Origin of the sequence: Streptomyces sp. 2-1, assembly GCF_048564895.1 — a bacterium.
In the GTDB taxonomy this organism is placed as follows: domain Bacteria; phylum Actinomycetota; class Actinomycetes; order Streptomycetales; family Streptomycetaceae; genus Streptomyces; species Streptomyces phaeochromogenes.
This window is the reverse complement of sequence record NZ_CP183383.1, coordinates 11,084,263-11,104,211: the sequence shown is the minus strand read 5'-3', so window position 1 is coordinate 11,104,211 and position 19,949 is coordinate 11,084,263. Positions and strand designations below refer to the sequence as shown.

18 protein-coding genes are annotated in these 19,949 nt (G+C 70.3%); 10 read left to right on the top strand and 8 right to left on the bottom strand.

Features of this window, described 5'->3' with window-relative positions; translation table 11 throughout:
* The first annotated feature begins 168 nt into the window (after positions 1-168).
* From ACN20J_RS48565 to ACN20J_RS48545, 5 genes are all read left to right on the top strand, one after another.
* The gene (locus tag ACN20J_RS48565) at positions 169-1,413 is read left to right on the top strand and encodes a cytochrome P450 (RefSeq protein WP_419668642.1); all 1,245 of its coding nucleotides are present in this window, start codon (positions 169-171) and stop codon (positions 1,411-1,413) included.
* A gap of 46 nt (positions 1,414-1,459) precedes the next feature.
* On the top strand, positions 1,460-2,347 hold the full coding sequence (rfbA, locus tag ACN20J_RS48560; RefSeq protein WP_189842307.1) for a glucose-1-phosphate thymidylyltransferase RfbA: 888 nt from the start codon (positions 1,460-1,462) through the stop codon (positions 2,345-2,347).
* Positions 2,348-2,398: 51 nt separating this feature from the next.
* Positions 2,399-3,397, top strand: coding sequence for a dTDP-glucose 4,6-dehydratase (gene rfbB, locus ACN20J_RS48555; RefSeq protein WP_189842308.1), 999 nt, complete (start codon positions 2,399-2,401; stop codon positions 3,395-3,397).
* Positions 3,398-3,523: 126 nt separating this feature from the next.
* The gene (locus ACN20J_RS48550) at positions 3,524-5,803 is read left to right on the top strand and encodes an alpha/beta fold hydrolase (protein ID WP_419668641.1); all 2,280 of its coding nucleotides are present in this window, start codon (positions 3,524-3,526) and stop codon (positions 5,801-5,803) included.
* 116 nt (positions 5,804-5,919) lie between these two features.
* The gene (locus ACN20J_RS48545; RefSeq protein WP_328688482.1) at positions 5,920-6,771 is read left to right on the top strand and encodes a putative RNA methyltransferase; all 852 of its coding nucleotides are present in this window, start codon (positions 5,920-5,922) and stop codon (positions 6,769-6,771) included.
* A gap of 57 nt (positions 6,772-6,828) precedes the next feature.
* On the opposite strand, the gene ACN20J_RS48540 is transcribed toward ACN20J_RS48545, so the two are convergent.
* From ACN20J_RS48540 to ACN20J_RS48520, 5 genes are all read right to left on the bottom strand, one after another.
* Positions 6,829-8,097, bottom strand: a complete 1,269-nt coding sequence (locus ACN20J_RS48540; RefSeq protein ID WP_419668640.1) for a glycosyltransferase — start codon at positions 8,095-8,097, stop codon at positions 6,829-6,831.
* A gap of 79 nt (positions 8,098-8,176) precedes the next feature.
* Complete coding sequence (locus ACN20J_RS48535) at positions 8,177-9,364, bottom strand: class I SAM-dependent methyltransferase (protein WP_189842311.1); 1,188 nt, start codon at positions 9,362-9,364, stop codon at positions 8,177-8,179.
* A 29-nt stretch (positions 9,365-9,393) separates the two neighbouring features.
* Positions 9,394-10,389 carry an NAD-dependent epimerase/dehydratase family protein gene (locus tag ACN20J_RS48530; protein WP_189842312.1) on the bottom strand — a complete coding sequence of 332 codons (996 nt, stop codon included), beginning with the start codon at positions 10,387-10,389 and terminating at the stop codon, positions 9,394-9,396.
* A complete protein-coding gene (locus ACN20J_RS48525) occupies positions 10,386-10,613 on the bottom strand; it encodes a ferredoxin (protein WP_361911591.1) in 228 nt (75 codons plus the stop codon). The genes ACN20J_RS48530 and ACN20J_RS48525 overlap by 4 nt, the downstream gene beginning before the upstream one ends.
* A gap of 39 nt (positions 10,614-10,652) precedes the next feature.
* Positions 10,653-11,864 carry a cytochrome P450 gene (locus tag ACN20J_RS48520; RefSeq protein WP_419668639.1) on the bottom strand — a complete coding sequence of 404 codons (1,212 nt, stop codon included), beginning with the start codon at positions 11,862-11,864 and terminating at the stop codon, positions 10,653-10,655.
* 333 nt (positions 11,865-12,197) lie between these two features.
* Here ACN20J_RS48520 and ACN20J_RS48515 point away from each other — a divergent pair, with 333 nt between their 5' ends.
* The 5 genes from ACN20J_RS48515 to ACN20J_RS48495 are packed head-to-tail and all read left to right on the top strand — an operon-like array spanning position 12,198 to position 17,047.
* Positions 12,198-12,968 carry a TylF/MycF family methyltransferase gene (locus ACN20J_RS48515; protein WP_259333801.1) on the top strand — a complete coding sequence of 257 codons (771 nt, stop codon included), beginning with the start codon at positions 12,198-12,200 and terminating at the stop codon, positions 12,966-12,968.
* A 13-nt stretch (positions 12,969-12,981) separates the two neighbouring features.
* A complete protein-coding gene (locus tag ACN20J_RS48510; RefSeq protein ID WP_189842315.1) occupies positions 12,982-13,599 on the top strand; it encodes a dTDP-4-dehydrorhamnose 3,5-epimerase family protein in 618 nt (205 codons plus the stop codon).
* A 55-nt stretch (positions 13,600-13,654) separates the two neighbouring features.
* Positions 13,655-14,884 carry a cytochrome P450 gene (locus ACN20J_RS48505; RefSeq protein WP_419668638.1) on the top strand — a complete coding sequence of 410 codons (1,230 nt, stop codon included), beginning with the start codon at positions 13,655-13,657 and terminating at the stop codon, positions 14,882-14,884.
* A complete protein-coding gene (locus ACN20J_RS48500; protein WP_419668637.1) occupies positions 14,878-15,918 on the top strand; it encodes an NAD-dependent epimerase/dehydratase family protein in 1,041 nt (346 codons plus the stop codon). The genes ACN20J_RS48505 and ACN20J_RS48500 overlap by 7 nt, the downstream gene beginning before the upstream one ends.
* A 7-nt stretch (positions 15,919-15,925) precedes the next feature.
* A complete protein-coding gene (locus tag ACN20J_RS48495) occupies positions 15,926-17,047 on the top strand; it encodes a DegT/DnrJ/EryC1/StrS family aminotransferase (RefSeq protein ID WP_189842318.1) in 1,122 nt (373 codons plus the stop codon).
* A gap of 293 nt (positions 17,048-17,340) precedes the next feature.
* Here ACN20J_RS48495 and ACN20J_RS48490 read toward each other — a convergent pair whose 3' ends face one another.
* Genes ACN20J_RS48490 through ACN20J_RS48480 form a run of 3 tightly spaced genes read right to left on the bottom strand, consistent with a single transcriptional unit; the run spans position 17,341 to position 19,927 of the window.
* Positions 17,341-17,787, bottom strand: a complete 447-nt coding sequence (locus ACN20J_RS48490) for a lasso peptide biosynthesis B2 protein (RefSeq protein WP_419668636.1) — start codon at positions 17,785-17,787, stop codon at positions 17,341-17,343.
* A complete protein-coding gene (locus ACN20J_RS48485) occupies positions 17,784-18,047 on the bottom strand; it encodes a lasso peptide biosynthesis PqqD family chaperone (protein ID WP_190231570.1) in 264 nt (87 codons plus the stop codon). The genes ACN20J_RS48490 and ACN20J_RS48485 overlap by 4 nt, the downstream gene beginning before the upstream one ends.
* The gene (locus ACN20J_RS48480; protein WP_419668635.1) at positions 18,044-19,927 is read right to left on the bottom strand and encodes an asparagine synthase-related protein; all 1,884 of its coding nucleotides are present in this window, start codon (positions 19,925-19,927) and stop codon (positions 18,044-18,046) included. Before ACN20J_RS48480 ends, ACN20J_RS48485 begins: the two co-directional genes overlap by 4 nt.
* Between the last annotated feature and the right edge of the window lie 22 nt (positions 19,928-19,949).

Below are 19,949 nucleotides of genomic sequence, written 5' to 3'. Positions count from 1 at the left end.
CGCCACAACAATGGCATGGCCCCGGCTACGGCTATGGCCGGACCGCTCTCACGAATTCCCTACGTCGACTGCTGGGTCCCTCCACGCTTCGTTCCGTGGCGTCGCCTTCCGGATTGTTGTCGCCCTCCGGCCCCAGCCGAGAGATCCCGCCCCCACGAGAGAGTCGAGATGACGACGCAGACCAGCGACACCGCAGCTGATTCGGGTACGGATCCGGCCCTCCATCCGCTCGCCCAGCCGTCGGACGCCGACGCGCGCCAACTGCTGGCATGGTTCGCCCGGTGCCGAGCGGAGGCGCCGGTGTTCTGGGACGAGTCCCGCCAGGCGTGGCAGGTCTTCCGCTACGAGGACTACCTCACCGTCTCCACCAACCCGCAGTTGTTCTCCTCGGACTTCTCGCCGGTCTTCCCCGTACCTGCGGAGCTGGCTCTCCTCATGGGGCCGGGTACCTTCGGCGGCATCGACCCGCCACGGCACGGGCCGTTGCGCAAACTGGTCTCGCAGGCGTTCACACCGCGCCGTATCGCGCGGCTGGAGTCCCGCGTCACGGAGATCAACCGCCAGTTGCTGGCGGATCTGCGGGACAGGGACCGGCTGGACGTGGTGACGGACCTCGCCTATCCGCTGCCGGTGATCGTCATCGCCGAACTGCTGGGCATTCCCGCCGAGGACCGGGACCTGTTCCGGGAGTGGGTGGACGTCATCCTCAACAACGAGGGGCTGGAATACCCCAATCTTCCGGACGACTTCGCGGAGACGATGGGCCCGGCCATCAGCGAATGGTCGGACTACCTCTACGCGCAGATCGCGAAGAAACGCGCGGCGCCGGCCGACGACTTGATGAGCGCGCTCATCGAAGCGGAGGCCGAGGGACAGCGGCTGACGGACGAGCAGATCGTGAACATCGTGGCGCTGCTGCTGACCGCGGGCCACATTTCGAGTGCGACGCTCCTCGGAAACCTGTTCCTGGTCCTCGACGAGAATCCGCAGGCGCTGGCCGAATTGCGTGCCGACCGTTCCCTGATTCCGGGGGCGATCGAGGAGACCCTGCGCTACCGCAGCCCGTTCAACAATATCTTCCGGCTGCTGAAGGAGGACACGGAGATCCTCGGGCAGCCCATGAAGGCGAATCAGATGGTGGTCGCCTGGAGTGCTTCGGCCAATCGTGATTCCGTGCAGTTCCCCGACCCGGACCGCTTCGACATCCGCCGTACGGTCAATAAGCACATGGCGTTCGGACACGGTATCCACCACTGTCTCGGAGCGTTTCTCGCCCGGCAGGAGGCCAGGGTGTTCCTGGACCTCGCCCTGGACGAGTTCACCGACTGCCACATCGACCACGAGCGGGTGGAGTTCTACGACGCGGATCAACTCACGGCCCGTCATCTGCCCGTTCAGGTGACGCGTTCCTGACCGGGCGACCGATTCCATGATGAAGCTTCCTGCGAACCGGCGGCCCATGAAAGGCATCATCCTGGCCGGCGGCAGTGGAACCCGGCTGCGCCCCCTGACCGGGGCATTGTCGAAACAGCTGCTGCCCGTCTATGACAAGCCCATGATCTACTACCCGCTCTCCGTGCTCATGCTGGCGGGGATCAGGGACATTCAGATCATCACCTCGAAGGCACATCTGGAGATGTTCCGTTCGCTGCTGGGCGACGGCAGCCGTATCGGGATCAGCGTCGACTACGCCGAGCAGGAGGAGCCCCGGGGCATCGCCGAGGCGTTCCTCATCGGTGAGGAGCACATCGGTGACAGCCCGGTGGCACTCATCCTGGGTGACAACGTCTTCCACGGTCCGGGGTTCTCCTCCGTGCTGGCCACCAGCGGGGCACGGCTGGACGGCTGCGAGCTGTTCGGCTACCCCGTGAAGGACCCCCGGCGCTACGGCGTGGCCGAGATCGACGCCGAAGGCCTGTTGGTGTCCCTGGAGGAGAAGCCGGAGAAGCCCCGCTCCCATCTCGCGGTGACGGGCCTGTACTTCTACGACAACGGCGTCGTGGACATCGCCCGGCGACTGACCCCGTCCGCCCGGGGCGAGCTGGAGATCACCGACGTCAACAAGGTGTATCTGGAGCAGGGCAGGGCCCGGGTGACCGAACTCGGACGGGGCTTCGCGTGGCTGGACATGGGCACGCACAGCTCGCTCCTCCAGGCCGGGCAGTACGTGCAGCTCCTGGAGCAGCGGCAGGGCGTGCGTATCTCCTGTATCGAGGAGATCGCGCTGCGGATGGGGTTCATCGGCCCCGAGCAGTGCCATGAACTCGGCCGCGAGCTGAAGAGCTCCAGTTACGGGACGTACCTGATGGACGTCGCCGAAGGGTACGTGGCCGGCCCGGCCGCGTAGCCCCGCTCCCCTGTCACCCCTCCTCGTTCATGGAAGAAAGGCCGTCCTCCCATGCGTCTGCTGGTCACCGGAGGTGCGGGCTTCATCGGCTCGCACTTCGTCAGACAACTGCTGACCGGGGCGTATCCGGACCTGGCCGGGGCGCGGACGGTGGTGGTGGACAAACTGACCTATGCCGGGAACCTGGCCAACCTGGACCCGGTCGCGGACCATCCGTCCTTCGAGTTCCTCCACGCGGACATCCGCGACGAGGATCTGATGAGCCAGGTGATGCGCGGTACGGACCTCGTCGTCCACTTCGCCGCGGAATCGCATGTGGACCGCTCCATCGCCGACGCGTCGGCGTTCGTCGAGACCAATGTGCACGGCACCCAGACCCTTCTGCAGGCTGCCGTGGACGCGCAGGTGGGCCGGTTCGTCCATGTCTCCACGGACGAGGTGTACGGATCCATCGCCGAGGGGGCATGGCACGAGAGCCAGCCGCTGGCTCCGAACTCCCCCTACGCCGCCTCCAAGGCGGCGTCGGACCTCCTGGCGTTGGCCTACCACCGGACGTTCGGGCTGCCGGTGATCGTCACCCGCTGCTCGAACAACTACGGTCCGTACCAGCACCCCGAGAAGGTCGTACCGCTCTTCGCCACCAATCTGATGGATGGCCTGACGGTGCCGCTGTACAACGACGGCGGCAACAGCCGGGACTGGTTGCACGTGGACGACCACTGCCACGGAATCCGGCTCGCGGCGACCGGGGGGCGCCCCGGCGAGGTCTACCACATCGGTGGTGGTACGGAGCTGACCAACCGGGAGCTGACGGAGCGGCTGCTGGAGCTGTGCGGCGCGGACGGTTCGTCCGTACGCCATGTCACCGACCGGCCGGGGCACGATCTGCGCTACGCGCTGGACGTCGGCAAACTCGCGGGCGAGCTGGGGTACGCCCCACGCACGGACTTCAGGAAGGGCCTGGCCGACACGGTGCGCTGGTACGCGGAGAACCGTTCGTGGTGGGAGCCGCTCAAGAAGGCCGCACCGCAGGCCCCGGACACGGACTGACCCCCATCGCACCGCCGCCCGTCCGCCCGATGCGCCGACGCCACCCGCCGCACCCGTCCGACGCCTTGCCACCCGTCGTGCCAGTCCCGGACAGCGGTTCACCGACCGCGAGGAGCTGTATCAGCCGTGAGTACCCGTTCCGCACCACCCGTCACCGGAGCCCCGTCCGCGGCCGGCCACCCGGACGAGGGTCTGTGGGTCCGCCGATACCGCCCGGTGCGGGACCCAGAGCTGCGTCTGGTGTGCTTCCCGCACGCCGGTGGTGCCGCCACCTCCTTTCTGTCTCTTGCCCGCGGCCTGAAGGAGACGATCGAGGTGCTGGCCGTCCAGTACCCGGGCCGTCAGGACCGCAGGCAGGAGCCGTTCATCCCCTCCGTCTCCGGTCTGGTGGAGCAGGTGCTGCCGGAGCTTCGGCGCTGGAACGACCGACCGCTCGCGCTGTTCGGGCACAGCATGGGCGCCACCGTCGCCTACGAGGTCGCGCGTCGGCTGCGCGCCACCGGCCCCGGCGCCCCGGTCCATCTGTTGGTGTCCGGCCGCCGTGCGCCGACGGTGCCCCGGCGGGACGTCGCCCATCTCCTCGACGACGAAGCGCTGACCGCGGAGATCGCCGGCCTCGAGGGCACCGACGCCGCCGTCCTCCAGGACGAGGAGCTGCTGCGGCTGGCACTGCCCGCCATCCGCAACGACTACCGGGCAGCGGGCACCTACCAGTACGTCTCCGGCCGCGCTCTGGACTGTCCGGTGACCGTACTCACCGGCGACCGGGACCCGAACGTGCCACTGGAGGAGGCCAGGGCCTGGCAGGAGCTGACCGTCGGCCCCTTCGCCCTGCACACCTTCCCGGGCGGCCACTTCTATCTCAACGACCAGATCGACGAGGTGTGCGGGACGATCGCCCGGGCCCTCACCGACGGAGCGTCCGGACGGCCCGGGGCCGGGTGGACTCCGGCCGCACGGATTCCGGCCCGCCGTGCGTCGGTGGTGGCCGCCGTCGACCCGGTGGACACAGCGCGCCGGGTCCTCGTCTCGGCGCGGAGCCCCGACACTCGGGTCACGCCGTTCGAGGGGATCGCCGACTGGCTGGCCGAACGCCTGCGTGCGGGCCGCTTCGAGGTGACCCGTATCCCCTTCGAGGAGCTGCGCGGCTGGAGTTTCCACCCCGGTACGGGCAATCTCCACCACGCCTCAGGCCGCTTCTTCTCGGTCGAGGGGCTGCATGTCCGTACGGACCGGATGCCCGAACAGGACTGGACGCAGCCGATCATCGTGCAGCCGGAGGTGGGGCTGCTCGGGATCGTGGCCCGGGAGATCGACGGCGTACTGCACTTTCTGATGCAGGCCAAGATGGAGCCGGGCAACGTCAACATCCTTCAGGTCTCGCCCACCGTCCAGGCCACGCGCAGCAATTTCACCGGCGTGCACCAGGGGCGGGACATCCGCTTCCTGGATCTGTTCCTGGAACCGGGGCGAGTCCGTGTCCTGGTGGATTCCATCCAGTCGGAGCAGGCCGACTGGTTCCTGGCCAAGCGCAACCGGAACATGATCGTCGAGCTGGCGCCGGACGACGACCTCGCGACCGGTGAGGACTTCCGCTGGCTGACGCTGGGCCAGATACACCGACTGCTGCTGCAGGACAATGTGGTCAACATGGACGCCCGGTCCATTCTGGCCTGCCTGCCCACCGCGGACGCCGACAGCACCGACGACAGTGGTGACGCGAGTCCCGTGCACCGGTCCTTCTTCGGCTCGCCGGCCCGCGCACGGCACACCATGGCGGAGGTCCTCACCTGGTTCACCGGTGTCCGCGCCCTGCGGGAACTGGTGCAGAACCGGGTGCCGCTCGACTCGGTGACGGCGGACGGCTGGTACCGCACACGCCACGAGATCGCGCACGAGAGCGGTCGGCACTTCCGGGTCATCGCCGCGGAGGTCATGGCGAGCAGCAGGGAGGTTGCCTCCTGGACGCAGCCGCTCATCGAGCCGCAGGTGCCTGGTCTGATGGCGCTGCTGGTGAAACCCATCGACGGCGTCCTGCACGCCCTCGTGCAGGCCCGGGTCGACGTCGGTCACCTGAACGTCGCCGAGTTGGCCCCAACGGTCCAGTGCCGGCCGGCGGAACACACCCGTCCCGACGGGGCGCCGTACCCGCCGTATCTGGGCCAGGTGCTGTCCGCGCCCGCGGACGGCTTCCGCTACGACGCCGTCCAGTCCGAGGAAGGCGGGCGTTTCTACCACGCGCAGAACCGCTACGCGATCGTGGAGGTGTCACCCGGCTTCCCCGAGGATGTGCCCGACGACTTCGCGTGGCTGACACTCGCTCAACTCACCACGCTGCTGGCACACGGCAACTACCTCAACATAGAGCTGCGCACACTGGTGGCCTGCGCGCTCACGCTCCAGTGATCCGCGGCAGCTCCCGTTCCCCCGGCGCAGCCCGCCGGACCTCCCTGCGGAATCGCTCGTGAACATTGCTTAAGCTGGGCTCTCGTTCATGCCGACAACGAGGCCCGGGGAACACGATGCGGAAAGACGCGGTGCGGTACCTTCGCTGTCCCCACTGCCTGGACACGATGGTGATGACCGACGGCGCGCTGCGGTGCAACCTGGGACACACCTTCGACATGGCGAAGCAGGGTTACGTGAATCTGCTGCGGGGGGCCGCCAAGTTCAGCGCGGACACCGCCGACATGGTCGCGGCCCGCGCGGACTTCCTCGCCGCCGGTCACTACGCGCCGGTCGCCGAGGCGCTGTCGGCTCTGGTGCGCGACACGGCACCGGTGCCGTCGTCCGGGGACCCCGGCTGTGTTGTCGACATCGGCGGCGGTACGGGCTACTACCAGGCGCGTGTGATGTCGGAGTTGCCGCTGTCCGAGGGCATCCTGCTCGACATCTCCAAGTTCGCCGCGCGTCGGGCCGCCCGGGCGCATCCCCGTATCAGCGCGGTCGTGGCCGACGCCTGGGACACGCTGCCGTTCGTGGACGGGGCCGCGTCCGTGGTCCTCAACGTCTTCGCCCCCCGCAACCCGGCCGAGCTGCGACGGATCCTCCGTCCGGAGGGCGTTCTCCTGGTGGTGACGCCCCAGCCCGACCACCTGCGTGAGCTGGTGGACGCCCTCGGGCTGCTCCGGGTCGACGAACAGAAGGACGAGCGCCTGGCCGGCCGGTTCGCCACGCACTTCACCGAGGTCGCCCGGGTGCGGTCGCGGAGCACCATGAGTCTGGACCACAAGGCTCTGCCGCAGCTGGTGGGGATGGGTCCCAACGCCTGGCACCAGCAGGGCGGTGGGCTGGAGGAGCGCATCTCGCTGCTGCCCGAGCCCTGCGACGTGACGCTCTCCGTCACGCTGACCGCGTACCGCCCGCTGGCGTGAACCGCGCTCGCGCCCGGGGAGCCCCGATCGGGGCTTCCCGGGCGCGGGTTCCGTTCCTCAGCCTGCGGTGGCCGCGATTCCCTTGGCCGCGGCCCATTTCTCGATGACGGTGCAGGCCACGTCGACTCCGTCCTCGGCTGCCACGGCACGTCCGAGCCGCCGGGCCCGCTCGGCCAGGGCCGGATCGGTCGCCGCCCGCAGCACGCTCGCTGCGAGCTCCTGCCGGTTCATCCGGCGCATCGGCACCGGCGGGCCGGCCAGCCCCGCCCGGTGCAGCCGGGCCGCCCAGAAGGGGTGGTCCGCGAACACCGGCACGATGACATGGGGCACGCCCGCCCGCAGGACCTCGGCGGTGGTGCCGAATCCGCCGTGGTGGATCACGGCGGCGGTACGGGGAAACAGCCAGGAGTAGTCCGCACCGGCGAGCCGGAAGACGTCCTCGGGCAGCACTCCGTCCGGACCGCCGACCACCACGAGCCGTCGGTGGGCGGCGCGCGCGGCGGCGACGGCGTACTCCAAGGTCTCCTCCTGGCGGTGCACCGGCCAGGTGCTGCCGAGGGTGAGCGCGACCGGCGGCGCGCCGGCCGCGAGGAAGTCCTCCAGCCCGGCGGGCGGCTCCCACCCGGGCTCGTCCCAGAACCAGTACCCGGTGACATGGCAGCGCGCGGGCCAGTCGGCGGGTTTGGGAAGGACGCTCGGGCTGAAGGGGTACAGGTGGGGCTGGTCGTGGCCCAGGCGGCGAAGAGGTGAGTCGGAACCGAAGGGCGGCAGGCCCCGCCGTGCGCGGTACTCGTCGATCTCGGGGCCGCGCCACGCCCAGTCCTCGGTGGCCGCCCGTACGTGGGTGAAGTGGTTGTAGAGACCGGTGAGCGGTCCCAGCCGGCGCTGGCCCGACTCGATCGCCGGGAAGGCGGTGGTCTCGGTGTTGGGCCACCAGCAGGCGGAGAGCCACGGTGTCCGGGAGGTGCCGTACGCGGCGGCCACCGTCAACGGTGAGTGCAGGACGAGGTCCACGCCCTCGCCTGCCGTCTCGATTTCGTCGAGCACCTGCTGGTCGTAGCCTTCGGGCGCCTTGGGGAGGGCCTTGATCAGGTTCCGCATCGAGGGTTCCTGGCGCAGGGCCTCCACCACTTCCGTCATGGTGAAGAAGCCGTCCGGGTCGCCCGGGGTGGTGCGGTGTTCCAGGCCCGCGCCCTCGACCAGGGGGCGCAGGGCCTCGGGTGCGCCGAGCACGACCTGGTGTCCTCGGGCGCGCAGCCCGCTGCCGAGTGCGACGAAGGGCTGCACGTCACCTCGCGAGCCCATGGTGAGCAGGGCTATGCGCATGCGGCCCTCCAGAGCTCGGCGCCGACGCGGTTACGGTCACCGGTGTGTCGGCGGTCCGGGTGCCGGCCGGGCGGCGGGGTCACGCGGCGCCTCCCGAGGAGGCGGCCACGAGGGAGTCGAAGTCGCGGGGGATCCACGGCGGGATACCGCCCTCGGCGTTGGCGCCCTTCTCGATGAAGGCAAGGTTGTGGTAGACGTGCAGGCCCGTCACGTGGCGGTCCGCATAGCTGGGGGTACGGCCCTGGTCGGGCGGCAGTTCCTCGTGCTGGAGGCTGTCGATCAGGGACTTGACCAGTCCGACGCTGGTGGCACCGCTCCGCTCGGGGTCCTCGCTCCCGCCGAAGCCGGGCCAGTAGGCGGTCCACAGGTCCTCGATGACGTACAGGCCGCCGTTGCGCACGTGCGGGAACAGGGCCTGGAACGAGGTGCGCACATGCTCGTTGATGTGGCTGCCGTCGTCGATGACGATGTCGAAGGGGCCGTACTTCTCGGCGATCTCCGCGAGACAGTCCGGGTCGTTCTGGTCGCCGATCAGTGTGGTGATGCGCTGCTCATCGGCGTGTGACTTGTCGACGATGTCGAGGCCGTGTATCAGACCGCGGTGGAAGAAGTGCTTCCACATCCTCAGGGAACCGCCGCCCCACTCGGGGTGCTTGTATCCGCCGATGCCGATCTCCAGTACTCGCACCTCCTCGTCGCGGTAGGGGCGGAAGTGGCGGTCGTAGTGCGGGGTGAACCAGTGCAGGGAGCCCCACTTGGGGGTCAGGTAGCGGGAGGTCAGCTCGTTCAGGTCGGGCTTGGCGGAGGTGCAGCCGGCCAGTACGGTCGCGGTGGCCTGCTGTGCGGCCAGGAAGTAGGGGGCGATCTGCTCGGCGGCGTCGGAGCCGGCGTAGGGGAACAGCTTCGTCTCTCGGACGCCGGTGTGGTGCTCGCGGGAAGGTCCGAACAACTCCCTTACCAGGTCGGCCAGTTCGTACTCGATCCGCATGGCCACGAAGCCTTCTCCGCGGGGGACGTCGCGGACGGGGGCGTCCTTGACCGCGCTGAGCCAGTGGGACCGGCGCTCGTCGGCCGTGCGCAGGACGACCTCGATGAGCACCGGCTCCTCGTTGACGGGGGGCGGGCAGCGCGAGCAGATCTCGTCGACGAGCACCCTGGCGACGTCGGCGGCCTGATGGCGTTCCGACAGTTCGTGGAGGGACGCGGCGTGTCCGCCCGCTGCCCGGATGATGTCCTGCACGAGGGAGAGGTCGGTGTTCTCGGCCACGGAGAGCCTTCCAGATCGTGGGTCGGTGACTACGGTTGTGGGTGTTCGTTGTCGCGGTACCAGCGCACGGTGTCCTCCAGACCCGCGCGCAGCGACCGGGGCCGGAAATCGATCACCTCGCGCATCCGGGACAGGTCCAGCCGGCGCACCGAGGCGCCGGCGGGGCGGCCGGGATCGGTCCTGACGCGGGACGGCACGTCCAGGGCGGTGGCCACCAGACGGGCCAGCTCCAGGATCGGCACCTCCTCCGCGGAACCGATGTTCACCACCTCGTACTTGCCGGTCTCGACCACCTTGAGCGCGCATCGCACCAGGTCGGCCGCGTGGATGAAGGACCGGGTCTGGCTGCCGTCGCCCCAGATCTCGATCTCCTCGCCGGCCGCGGCGCGGGCGATCATGCTCGGGATGACCCGGGTGTGGGCGCCGACGGCGCTGTCCCGGGGGCCGTACACATTGCCGGGCCGTACCCGGAAGACGCGGGTGGCGAACTGCCGCTGGTGGTGGTCGGCGAGGATCTCGCCGAAGATCTTGGACAGCACGTAGCCGTTCTCGGTGTGCTGCGGGCTCCGGCGGACGTCCTCCTCCTCGGACGCCGGGGCGGACCCGGGTACGCAGTACACCTCGGAGGAGCTGAGCAGGAGGACGTTGTCCACGTCGAACTCATGGGCGCAGTTGAGCAGATGAGCCGTGGTGCGCACGTTGAGGTCCAGGATCTCGGCCGAGTGCTGCCGCTTGTACTGTGCGTTGCCGTCCAGGGCAGCGCAGTGGAAGACGGCGTCGATGTGTGGGGCCAGGTAGCGGAAGGCGGCCCGGGTCTCGTGTCCGTCACCGAGGTCGACCCGCACGAGCCGGAGCCGGTCTCCGGCGAGCGCGGTGAGCTCCGCCCGGACCAGCGGCCGGTCGGTGCGGTGGAGGCCGATCACCGTCGCGCCCTCGGCGGCGAGCCGCTCGACGAAGTGGGAGCCGATGAAGCCCAGCGCGCCGGTGACCATCACCGTCCGCCCCGCCCAGTTGGCGTCCGTCATGCCGTCTCCCGCCCGTCGTACGGAGCGACCCGGCCGACGGCCACCAGGACCGCACCGACCGGGCAGAGGTCGGCGGCCTCGTGGACCGAGGGCCACTGCTCGGCCGCCGGTTCCTCGGTCAGGGCCAGACTCAACCCGCTGTCGTCCTGGGCGAAGACGGCCGGGGCCGACCGTTCGCACTGGCCCGCGCCGACGCACAGGTCCCTGGCGATACGTACACGCATGTCACGCGTCCTTCGTTCGCTGTCGCTCGAGTGGCCCGGTCACCATGTGACGGGCAGCCCGTGCAGCCCGAAGATGGCGGAGTCCTCCTTCACGTGAAGCGCCTCGACGTCCGTGGCGAGCCGCAGTTCCGGCAGCCGACGGAGCACCGCGCCGAGGGTGACCTCAAGTTCGAGCCGAGCCAGGTTCTGACCGAGGCACTGGTGGGGCCCGTAGCCGAAGGCGACGTGCTGGCGGGCCGGGCGGTGGATGTCGAAGACGTCCGGGGAGGGGAAGACGTCCTCATCCCGGTTTCCGGAGGCCAGCAGGAAGATCAGGCCGTCGCCGGCCCGGATGGTGTGGTCGTCGAGCACGATGTCGGCGGCGGCCGAGCGGCGCAGCCCGTCGGCGACCGTGAGGTACCGCAGCAGTTCCTCGACGGCGTTGGGCAGCAGGTCCGGATCCGCACTCAGTTCCTGCCACGCCTGCGGGTGCTGGAGAAGGGTCAGCACGCTGAGCGAGGTCATGGCGGCGCTTGTCTCGTGTCCGGCGGCCAGCAGCAGCACGGCGTTGTCCAGGACGTCCGCGTGGGTCAGTTCACCAGCGCGTAGCCCCTGGGCGAGGGTGCCGAGCACTCCGCCGTCGGATGTCGTGGCCCGGGCCTTGGTGGCGATCAGACCGTCGAGGTAGTCCCGCAGTTCCAGCAGGGCGGTCACCGAATCCTCGTCGCCCATGAGCCTGGTCGCGCGTTCACTGCGGCTCTGGAAGAACTCGTGGTCCTCGTAGGGCACCCCGAGCAGTTCACAGATGACCAGGGTGGACATGGGCAGGGCGAGTTCGGCCACCAGGTCCGCCGGGCGGTCGAGGCCGTCGAACCGGTCCAGCAGCCCGTCCACGATCCGTTCGATGCCGGGCCGCATCGCGCGGACGCTCCGTACGGTGAACTCGGGGATGAAGACTCGGCGCAGCGTCCCGTGGTCGGGGGCGTCGAGGGTCAGCAGCGAACGGGTCGCCTCGGCCTCGCCGTCGGCCGGCGACAGCCTCGGCACCCTGGCGGGGTCGATCCGGACCCGGCTGTCCGCGAGCAGTGCACGCATGTGTTCCCGTTTGGTGATGAGCCAGGTCCGCGATCCGTCCCAGACGCGAGCCGGCGCGATGGGGGTGGTGGCGCGCAGTTCTGCGTACCGGCCAGGTGGCTGGAAGGGGCAGGTGCGGGCCATCGGCCAAGAGACCCCCTGCTGCGCCTCGGCGCCGGCGGCACGTGCTGTGGGCAACGGATTCCCCTTACGTCGTCGGAACCGGCACGGCGCGCAACCCGCCGCGTCCCGCCCAACGAAGCACGGCGCCGAGACGGTCGGCAAGAAACGCCCGGCGATCTTCGTCAGGTCGGCTCGGAGTCACCCGAAGGCGGTCTCGTCGCTCCGCCGGGCCCGGCGGAGCCCGTCCTGGGCCGCCGGTTCACCGGAGCGCCTGGTCAGGGGTGATGGCCAACCTGACATACGGATCGGCCGGTGAGTGGCGTTCCCCCGGCCGCTGTCCCTAGCGTCGAAGCCCTCATGGGCACCCGTCGAGCACCGGTGCTCCGACCTCGCTGGAGGAGGATCCCCTTGACAGTTGCCACCGCCGCCGGACGAGATCTCTACCTCGACCTTCTCAAGAAGGTCGTCACCAACATGATCTACGAGGACCCCACGCATGCGGCGGGCCTCATCACGGACCCCCGTTTCGACCGGGAGGCTCGCGCGAGCGGTGAGGACTACCCGGTGGTCGCCCACACGATGATCGGGATGAAGCGCCTGGACAACATCCACGAGTGTCTCGAGAACGTACTGCGGGACGACGTGCCGGGCGACTTCATCGAAACCGGCGTGTGGCGCGGCGGTGCGTGCATCTTCGCGCGCGCCCTGCTCAAGGCCCATGGCGCGACGGACCGTACGGTGTGGGTCGCCGACTCCTTCGAGGGGTTCCCCAAGACGCGGGCCAATGACCATCCGATGGACGTGGAGATGGACCTCCATCAGTACAACGAGGCGGTGAGCCTGCCCACCGGCCTGGAGACGGTGCGGGAGAACTTCGCCCGCTACGGGCTGCTGGACGACCAAGTCCGCTTCCTGCCGGGCTGGTTCGAGGACACCATGCCGACCGCGCCGGTCGAGCGCATCGCTGTCATGCGGCTCGACGGCGATTCGTACGGGGCCACCATGGACGTGCTCACGCACCTGTACGGGAAGCTGTCGCCCGGTGGCTACGTCATCGTCGACGACTACTGCATCCCGGCCTGCCGACAGGCCGTGCACGATTTCCGAGACCGCCTGGGCATCCAGGACGAGATCCATCAGGTGGACCGGCAGGGTGCCTACTGGCGCAACGGTGGCTGAGGAGAGGGGCGTCATGCGCCCGCTCGGCATCGAAGGAGCCTGGGTACTGGAACCCGAGGTGCATCCCGACCACCGCGGCGAGTTCCACGAGTGGTACCAGGGCGAACGGTTCCGGCGTGCCACCGGGTACACGCTGCCCCTCGTACAGGCGAACGTCGCGGTCAACCGGCGCGGGGCGCTTCGCGGTATCCACTACACCCAACTGCCGCCCGGCCAGGCGAAGTACAGCGCGTGCGTGCAGGGGACGGGGATCGAGGTGATCGTGGACATCCGTACCGGCTCACCGACGTTCGGCCGGTGGGAGGCGGTGCCGGTCGACGAGCACAACCGCGTCGCCGTCTACGTGTCGGCGGGCCTGGGACGGGCGTTCTTCGCGTTGACGGACCGCACCACGCTCATCTACTTCTGCTCGTCGGGGTACGCCCCGCAGCTCGACCACGCGATCAGTCCGCTGGACCGTGACCTGGCGATCGACTGGCCCGAGGGGATCGAACCGGTGCTCTCCGCGCAGGACGCCGACGCGCCCACCCTCACGGAGGCGGAGCGGCTCGGGCTGCTCCCCTCCTACCGCGCCTACCGGGACCACCACGCGCGGCTGTGCGGCGCGGGCGCCGCACCTGGACCGGGATGAGAACCGGTCCGGGGCACTCGCGCACGATCCGTACCGCCGATGGCAGGAAAGGCTCATGACGTCCAACAGCTCCATCTCCGAGGTACCTCCTGAGGCCGGCGCGACGCGGCCGTACCCGTTCAGCACCGCCACCGGACTGGGCATGGATCCGCTGTACGCGTACCTGCGCGAACGCGAGCCGGTCTCGCGGGTCCGCATGCCCTACGGCGGCGAGGCATGGATGGTGACCCGGCACGCCGACGCCAAGCTGGTGCTCAGCGATCCGCGGTTCAGCATGGCGGCGGGCGCGGGCAAGGACGTCCCCCGCCCCACCGAGCAGCTGCTGGAGCCCGGCGGACTGGTCGCGATGGACCCGCCCGAGCACAGCCGGCTGCGCCGGCTGGCGGGCCGAGCGTTCACCCATCGCCGCGTGGAGGGCATGCGCCCCTCGGTCGCCGCGCTCTCGAACCGGCTCGTGGACGAGATGACCGCCCGGGCCCCGTCCGCCGACCTGCTCGAAGCGATCGCGCTGCCGGTGTCGATAGGCGTCATCTGTGAGCTGCTCGGGGTGGACTACGAGGACCGCCATATCTTCCAGCGGTTCTCCGACGCACTGCTCTCCACCTCGATGGCCCCCGACGAGATCCGACGGTCGGGCGAGGAATTCGTCGCCTACCTGGCCCAGTTGGTCGAGGAACGCCGCCAGTCCCCGACCGACGACCTGCTGGGGGCGATGGTCCACGCCCGTGACGACGACGAGGACAGCCTGTCCGAGAACGAGCTGTACATGCTCGGGGCCGGGCTGCTGGTCGGCGGGTACGAGACGACGGCGGCCCAGATCGGGAACTTCACGTATCTGCTGCTGCGCGACCGCCGGCTGTACGAGTCGCTGGTCGCCGACCCGGGTCTGATCCACAACGCCGTGGAGGAACTGCTCCGCTTCACCCCGCTGACGACGGTGGACGGCTACGCGCGGATCGCGCTCCAGGACGTCATGGTCGGGGACACGCTCATCCGCGCCGGGGACGCCGTGTTCACCTCCGTGGCCGCCGCCAACCTGGATCCGGAGGTCTTCCCCGGCCCCGACCGTCTCGACTTCACCAGGGAACGCAACCCGCACCTCGGCTTCGGCCACGGCATCCACTACTGCATGGGCGCCCCCCTTGCCCGGCTGGAGATCCAGGTGGTGCTGGACGTCCTCACACGGCGGCTGCCCGGACTGCGCCTGGCCGTCCCGGCGACGGACGTCCGCTGGCAACCGGGCCTGTTGCTGCGGGTACCCGAACGACTGCCCGTCACATGGTGAACGGCCCGGAGCCCATTCATGGGCCACGGCCCGGCGAGCCGAAGCCCGGTGCCGGTCCTGACCCGCACGGCCGTGTCCTCGTGCTCGGCGGCGCCGGTTACGTCGGGCGCCATGTGTGCGCCGCCTTCGCCGCACGGGGCCACGAAGTGGTGGTGGTGGGCCGCCGTCCGCCCGAGGAACCGATGCCGTACCGCTGCGTCACCCTCGACGTGGCCGGTACCGACACAAGAACGCTGGCCGGCTTGCTGGACTCCGAACGACCGGACACGGTCGTCAACGCCATCGGCAGCATCTGGGGCCGGACGGACGCCCAGATGTGGTCCGCCACCGCGGTGCCCACCCTGCGCCTGCTGGACGCCCTGACGCTGATGTCCACGACACCGAGGCTCGTACACCTCGGCTCGGTCCTCGAATACGGTCCGGTGCCACCTGGCACATCGATCGGCGGCGGCGCGACCCCGCGCCCGGACACGGCCTACGGCAGGAGCAAGCTCGCCGCCAGCGAGGCGGTGCTGCGGGGCACCCGCGACGGCCTGGTGGAGGGTGTGGTGCTCAGGGTCTCGAACGTGTCGGGGCCCGGAACACCCCGGATCAGCCTGCTGGGCCAGGTGGCCGAGCGCCTGCTGATGACGGCCGGAACCGGTACGGAGGCGGTCGTGGAACTCTCCCGGCTGCGGGCGCACAGGGACTACGTCGACGTGCGGGATGTGGCCGCCGCCGTCGTCGCCGCCGCCTGCGCACCGGCCTCCGCGGAACCCGTCGGCATCGGACGGGGCGAGGCAGTCCCCGTCCGCGAGTTGGTCGACCTGTTCATCGAGGCGAGCGGAATTCCGGCGCGGGTGGTGGAACGCCCGGCGCCAGGCCGGGAGTTCGGTGGCCGGGAGGACTGGCTGCGGGTCGACATCGCCCCGGCGCGCACCCTGCTGGGCTGGGAGCCGCGCCGTTCACTCAAGGAGTCGGTCTCTGACTGCTGGCAGGAAATGGCCCGCGCGCACCGGTTCCGTACCACCCCATCGAATCGCTCTGGAGGTTGAGCTCTCCGTGACCACCTACGTCTGGGACTACCTGGCGGAATACCAGAACGAACGCGCGGACCTCCTCGACGCCGTCGAGACCGTCTTCGGCTCCGGGCAGTTGGTGCTCGGCCCCAGCGTGGAAGGCTTCGAGAAGGACTTCGCGGACTACCACGGTGTTCGCCACTGTGCCGGTGTCGACAACGGCACCAACGCCGTCAAGCTGGGGCTGCAGGCGCTGGGCGTCGGCCCCGGTGACGAGGTCATCACCGTCTCCAACACGGCCGCGCCGACAGTGGTGGCCATCGACGGCACCGGTGCGACCCCCGTCTTCGTGGACGTCCGCGCCGACGACTACCTCATGGACGCCACCCAGGTCGCGGACGCCGTCACGCCCCGCACCAAGGCGCTGTTGCCCGTGCATCTGTACGGGCAGTGCGTTGACATGGCGCCGCTGCGGAAGGTGGCCGAGGAACACGGCCTGGTGGTGCTGGAGGACTGTGCCCAGGCCCATGGCGCGCGCCACCACGGCGAGTTGGCCGGCACTCTCGGCGACGCCGCCGCCTTCTCCTTCTATCCCACGAAGGTGCTGGGCGCGTACGGCGACGGCGGAGCCGTGCTCACCGACGACGAGAGTGTCGTCGGTGAGCTGCGCAGGCTGCGCTACTACGGCATGGAGGACGTCTACTACGTCGTCCAGACACCCGGCCACAACAGTCGGCTCGACGAGGTGCAGGCCGAGATCCTGCGCCGCAAACTCACCCGGCTCGACCGCTACATCGAGGGTCGCCGCGCGGTCGCCCGGCGCTACGCCGAGGGGCTGGCCGACCTGACGGCTTCGAGCGGGCTCGTGCTCCCGTCCGCCACGCAAGGCAACGACCATGTGTACTACGTGTATGTCGTCCGCCATCCCCGCCGCGATGAAATCATCGAGGCCCTGAAGGGGTACGGCATCTCACTCAACATCAGCTACCCGTGGCCGGTGCACACCATGACCGGCTTTGCCCACCTGGGCTACTCCAAGGGATCGCTGCCCGTGACGGAGCAGCTGGCGGACGAGATCTTCTCACTGCCGATGTATCCGACGCTTCCCGTCGATGTGCAGGACAAGGTGATCGCGGCCCTGCATGAGGTGCTGCGCGCGCTCTGAGGTGTTTCGGAAGGGTGGTCACGGACGAAAGGACGCCGTCTCGTCGCCCGGCGGGACAGGGACGCACCGGTCAGTCGGCCACGTCGCCCCGGCGGTCGGCGGTCCGCCGTCGCGGGGAACGATCCGTCCCGTCTCCGCCACGTCCGCCATGGACCCCGCGCCGAGTACCTGGTGATCCGCCGTTTCAAGGAGCTCGCCGCAGGCAGGACCGCCGTCTTCGTCACCCAGGACCGGTGACCGTCCCACCCCTTGCCGCCCGAGATCCCTTTCCCACCGGGGAGGTACGCCGGGCCTCAGGGCCGCCTTTCCGGCCGACGCTCCTCCGGCCGAGCGGCCGGCACCACCATCATGCGCTGGTACTCCCCCGGCCGGTGCGGTTCGCCCACCGGGAGGCCATCGACCTCCACCCAGGCATGCGCGCGGAACGGTGCCGTGCGCACGCCTGTGCACCAGTCCGGCCAGACCCCGCGCATCCGGCACAGCAGCGCGGTGGCCACGGAACGCTGGAGGCAGCCCTCCCCGGCGCAACGTGCGCTGACCGCGACGACAGCCTCGCGGGAGGCGAGCGCCTGCTCGGTGGTGGCGGGGGCGGCCCCGCGCCGGACCACGCTCAGGATGCGGCGGATGCGGTGCGGCCTGAGCGTGACGATCAGCCTGGCGGTGGCCGTGGCAAGGAGGGCAGCGGGCCGGCGGCGCAGGGGCAGGCGGCTGCGGGTGGCGGGCACCATCGGCTGGCTCATGCGGACACCACCAGCCGGGCCTCGATCAGCTCGCGTGTGATCGAGGCCGTGTCGGCGTCGGCGCGCTCGGCCGTGATCCGGGGGTAGGCCTCGCACAACGCGCGGGCCACGTCCGGGGGTTCGGCGCCGTCGACGAGCCCGCGCAGGACGAGCGCCGCGGTGTGGTTGAGCTGCCAGTACCGGCCGGTGACCTCGTCGAGCAGCACCATGCCGTCCGCCGTGTCCGTCGCGCAGACGTCGGGTCGCAGGGTCAGGCTCACGGCGCTCCTTCAGTGATCGCGGTACTCGGCGGGCGGGTGTGGGCGGGGCGGGCGCGGAGCCAGATCTCGCTGCCCAGACTGGAGCTGAGGGAGCGCAGTCCCTCCGGGGTGGGGTGGACCCCGAGCAGGGACGCCCGGAGGGCGGCGTCGTCGATCAGTCCGGCCCGGGCGAGCCGGGAGCTGTCGAAGAACTCGACCAGGGCGGCGCGGTTGTGGCGCAGGCTGACGTGGAAGTCCGTGCTGTACTCGCCCTTGGTGTGCCGGCCCAGGACGTCGTCGGGCACGATGCCGCGCATCGCCTCGCTGAGCACCGGCTTGTACCGACCGGGCGTGCTCCGCTCGGCCACGCGGATGGCCAGGGCGGCCTCGATCACCTGGTCGTCGAGGTAGGGCGCGGCCTGCCCCAGGCCGCTGCGAGAGGTCACCTGATCCAGTTGGCGCAGGCCACGCCCACCGGTCCGTAGGCACATGAGGGCCGTGTGCTGTCCGCGCTGGGGCGCGAGCGGCTCGGCGGTCTCGGCGGCTTCCCGGAGCAGGCTCTGCACGGCTGCGGCCGCGTCGCGGGTCGCCCACGGAGGCATGCGCAGCTCCACCCCCCACGCTGTCGAAGGGGCCCCACGGACCAGGGCCGCCGAGGAGGGCTCGGTGGCGGTGAGGCCCTGTGCCCATGCGGCCAGCCACTCGCCGAACGTCCGGCGGTCCACGAGTTGCCGCAGCAGCTGTCCGAACGGCCAGTGCTGGGAGGCGCGTTGCGTACGGATACGGGCATACGCGGCCAGCGGGTGCCGTCGGACGTAGTCGTGCAGGTGTGGGGGAAACGTGCTGAACAGCTCGTCCCCGCCGCCGCCCATCAGGTGCAGGCGTGACCCGCGGTCGGTCATCAAGCGGCAGAGCGCCGCCATCCTGGCGCTGTCGCGCACCCATGGTCCTGGTTCGTCGGTGGGGACGGCGTCGCCGGTGAGGGCCGTCAAGTCGCTGTACCAGAGGGGCCATTGATCGCGGGCGGGGGTGACGTGCTCGCTGTCGGGAAGACGGGCGGCGGCACGGGCGGCCCACACCGCGTCGTCGTTCTCCGGGTCGAGGCTTCGCCAGCCCAGCGTGACCAGCCTGGCTCCGGCCGGCCGGGTCCGCTCCTGCTCGTGGGCGGTCAGGAAACACAGGCTGGTGGAGTCCAGTCCGCCCGACAGATCCGCGCTCACCACGCCCCCGTCGGCCGTGCAGGCGCCGACCGCGGCGGTCAGCGCCGCGCGCACCGCGGGCACTCCCTCCAGCCACGGGCGCTGCGGCTCCGGCGGAGTCCACCATCGCTGGGTCCGGGCCCGCCCGTCCGCGTCGATCAGCAGACAGTCGAAGGACGGCACCGCTTCCACGCCCTGCCACACACAGCGGTCGTCCAGCGGATAGGGAAGCGGCGAGGCGAGCAGGTGAGCGGCCAGGAGCCGTTCGTCAGGGGCCGCACCGGTCACGGCGGCGAGCCGGTCCGACCGGTCGGCGGCCACGGTCACTCCGCCCACCCGTGCGTGAAAGAGCCGCCGCACCCCGGACGCGCTCCCCCGGGCCCGGACCGAACCGTCGACGGAGGCGAGGAGATGAAAGCTCCCGGCCAGGCCTTGGGCGATCCCCTCCACATCCCCGATGTCCCGCAGCCGTCTCGCCCGCGCGGACAGCGCCTCGGCGGTCACCGGGCAGCGCCCGATCACCGCGACTCGCCGCGCCCCTGCCGCGCCCACCGTCACCAGTCCGTCCGGCCAACTGCCCAGCAGCCACGGCCGACCGGAATGGTGGGCGATGGTCTCGGTGGCCCAGGGGCGCAGGAGCCGCGCCGCGGCCACGCCGGATTCACCGTCCGGAAGGATCGTGAACCACACGTCACCGCTCATGGCACGTCACCCATCATGTGCT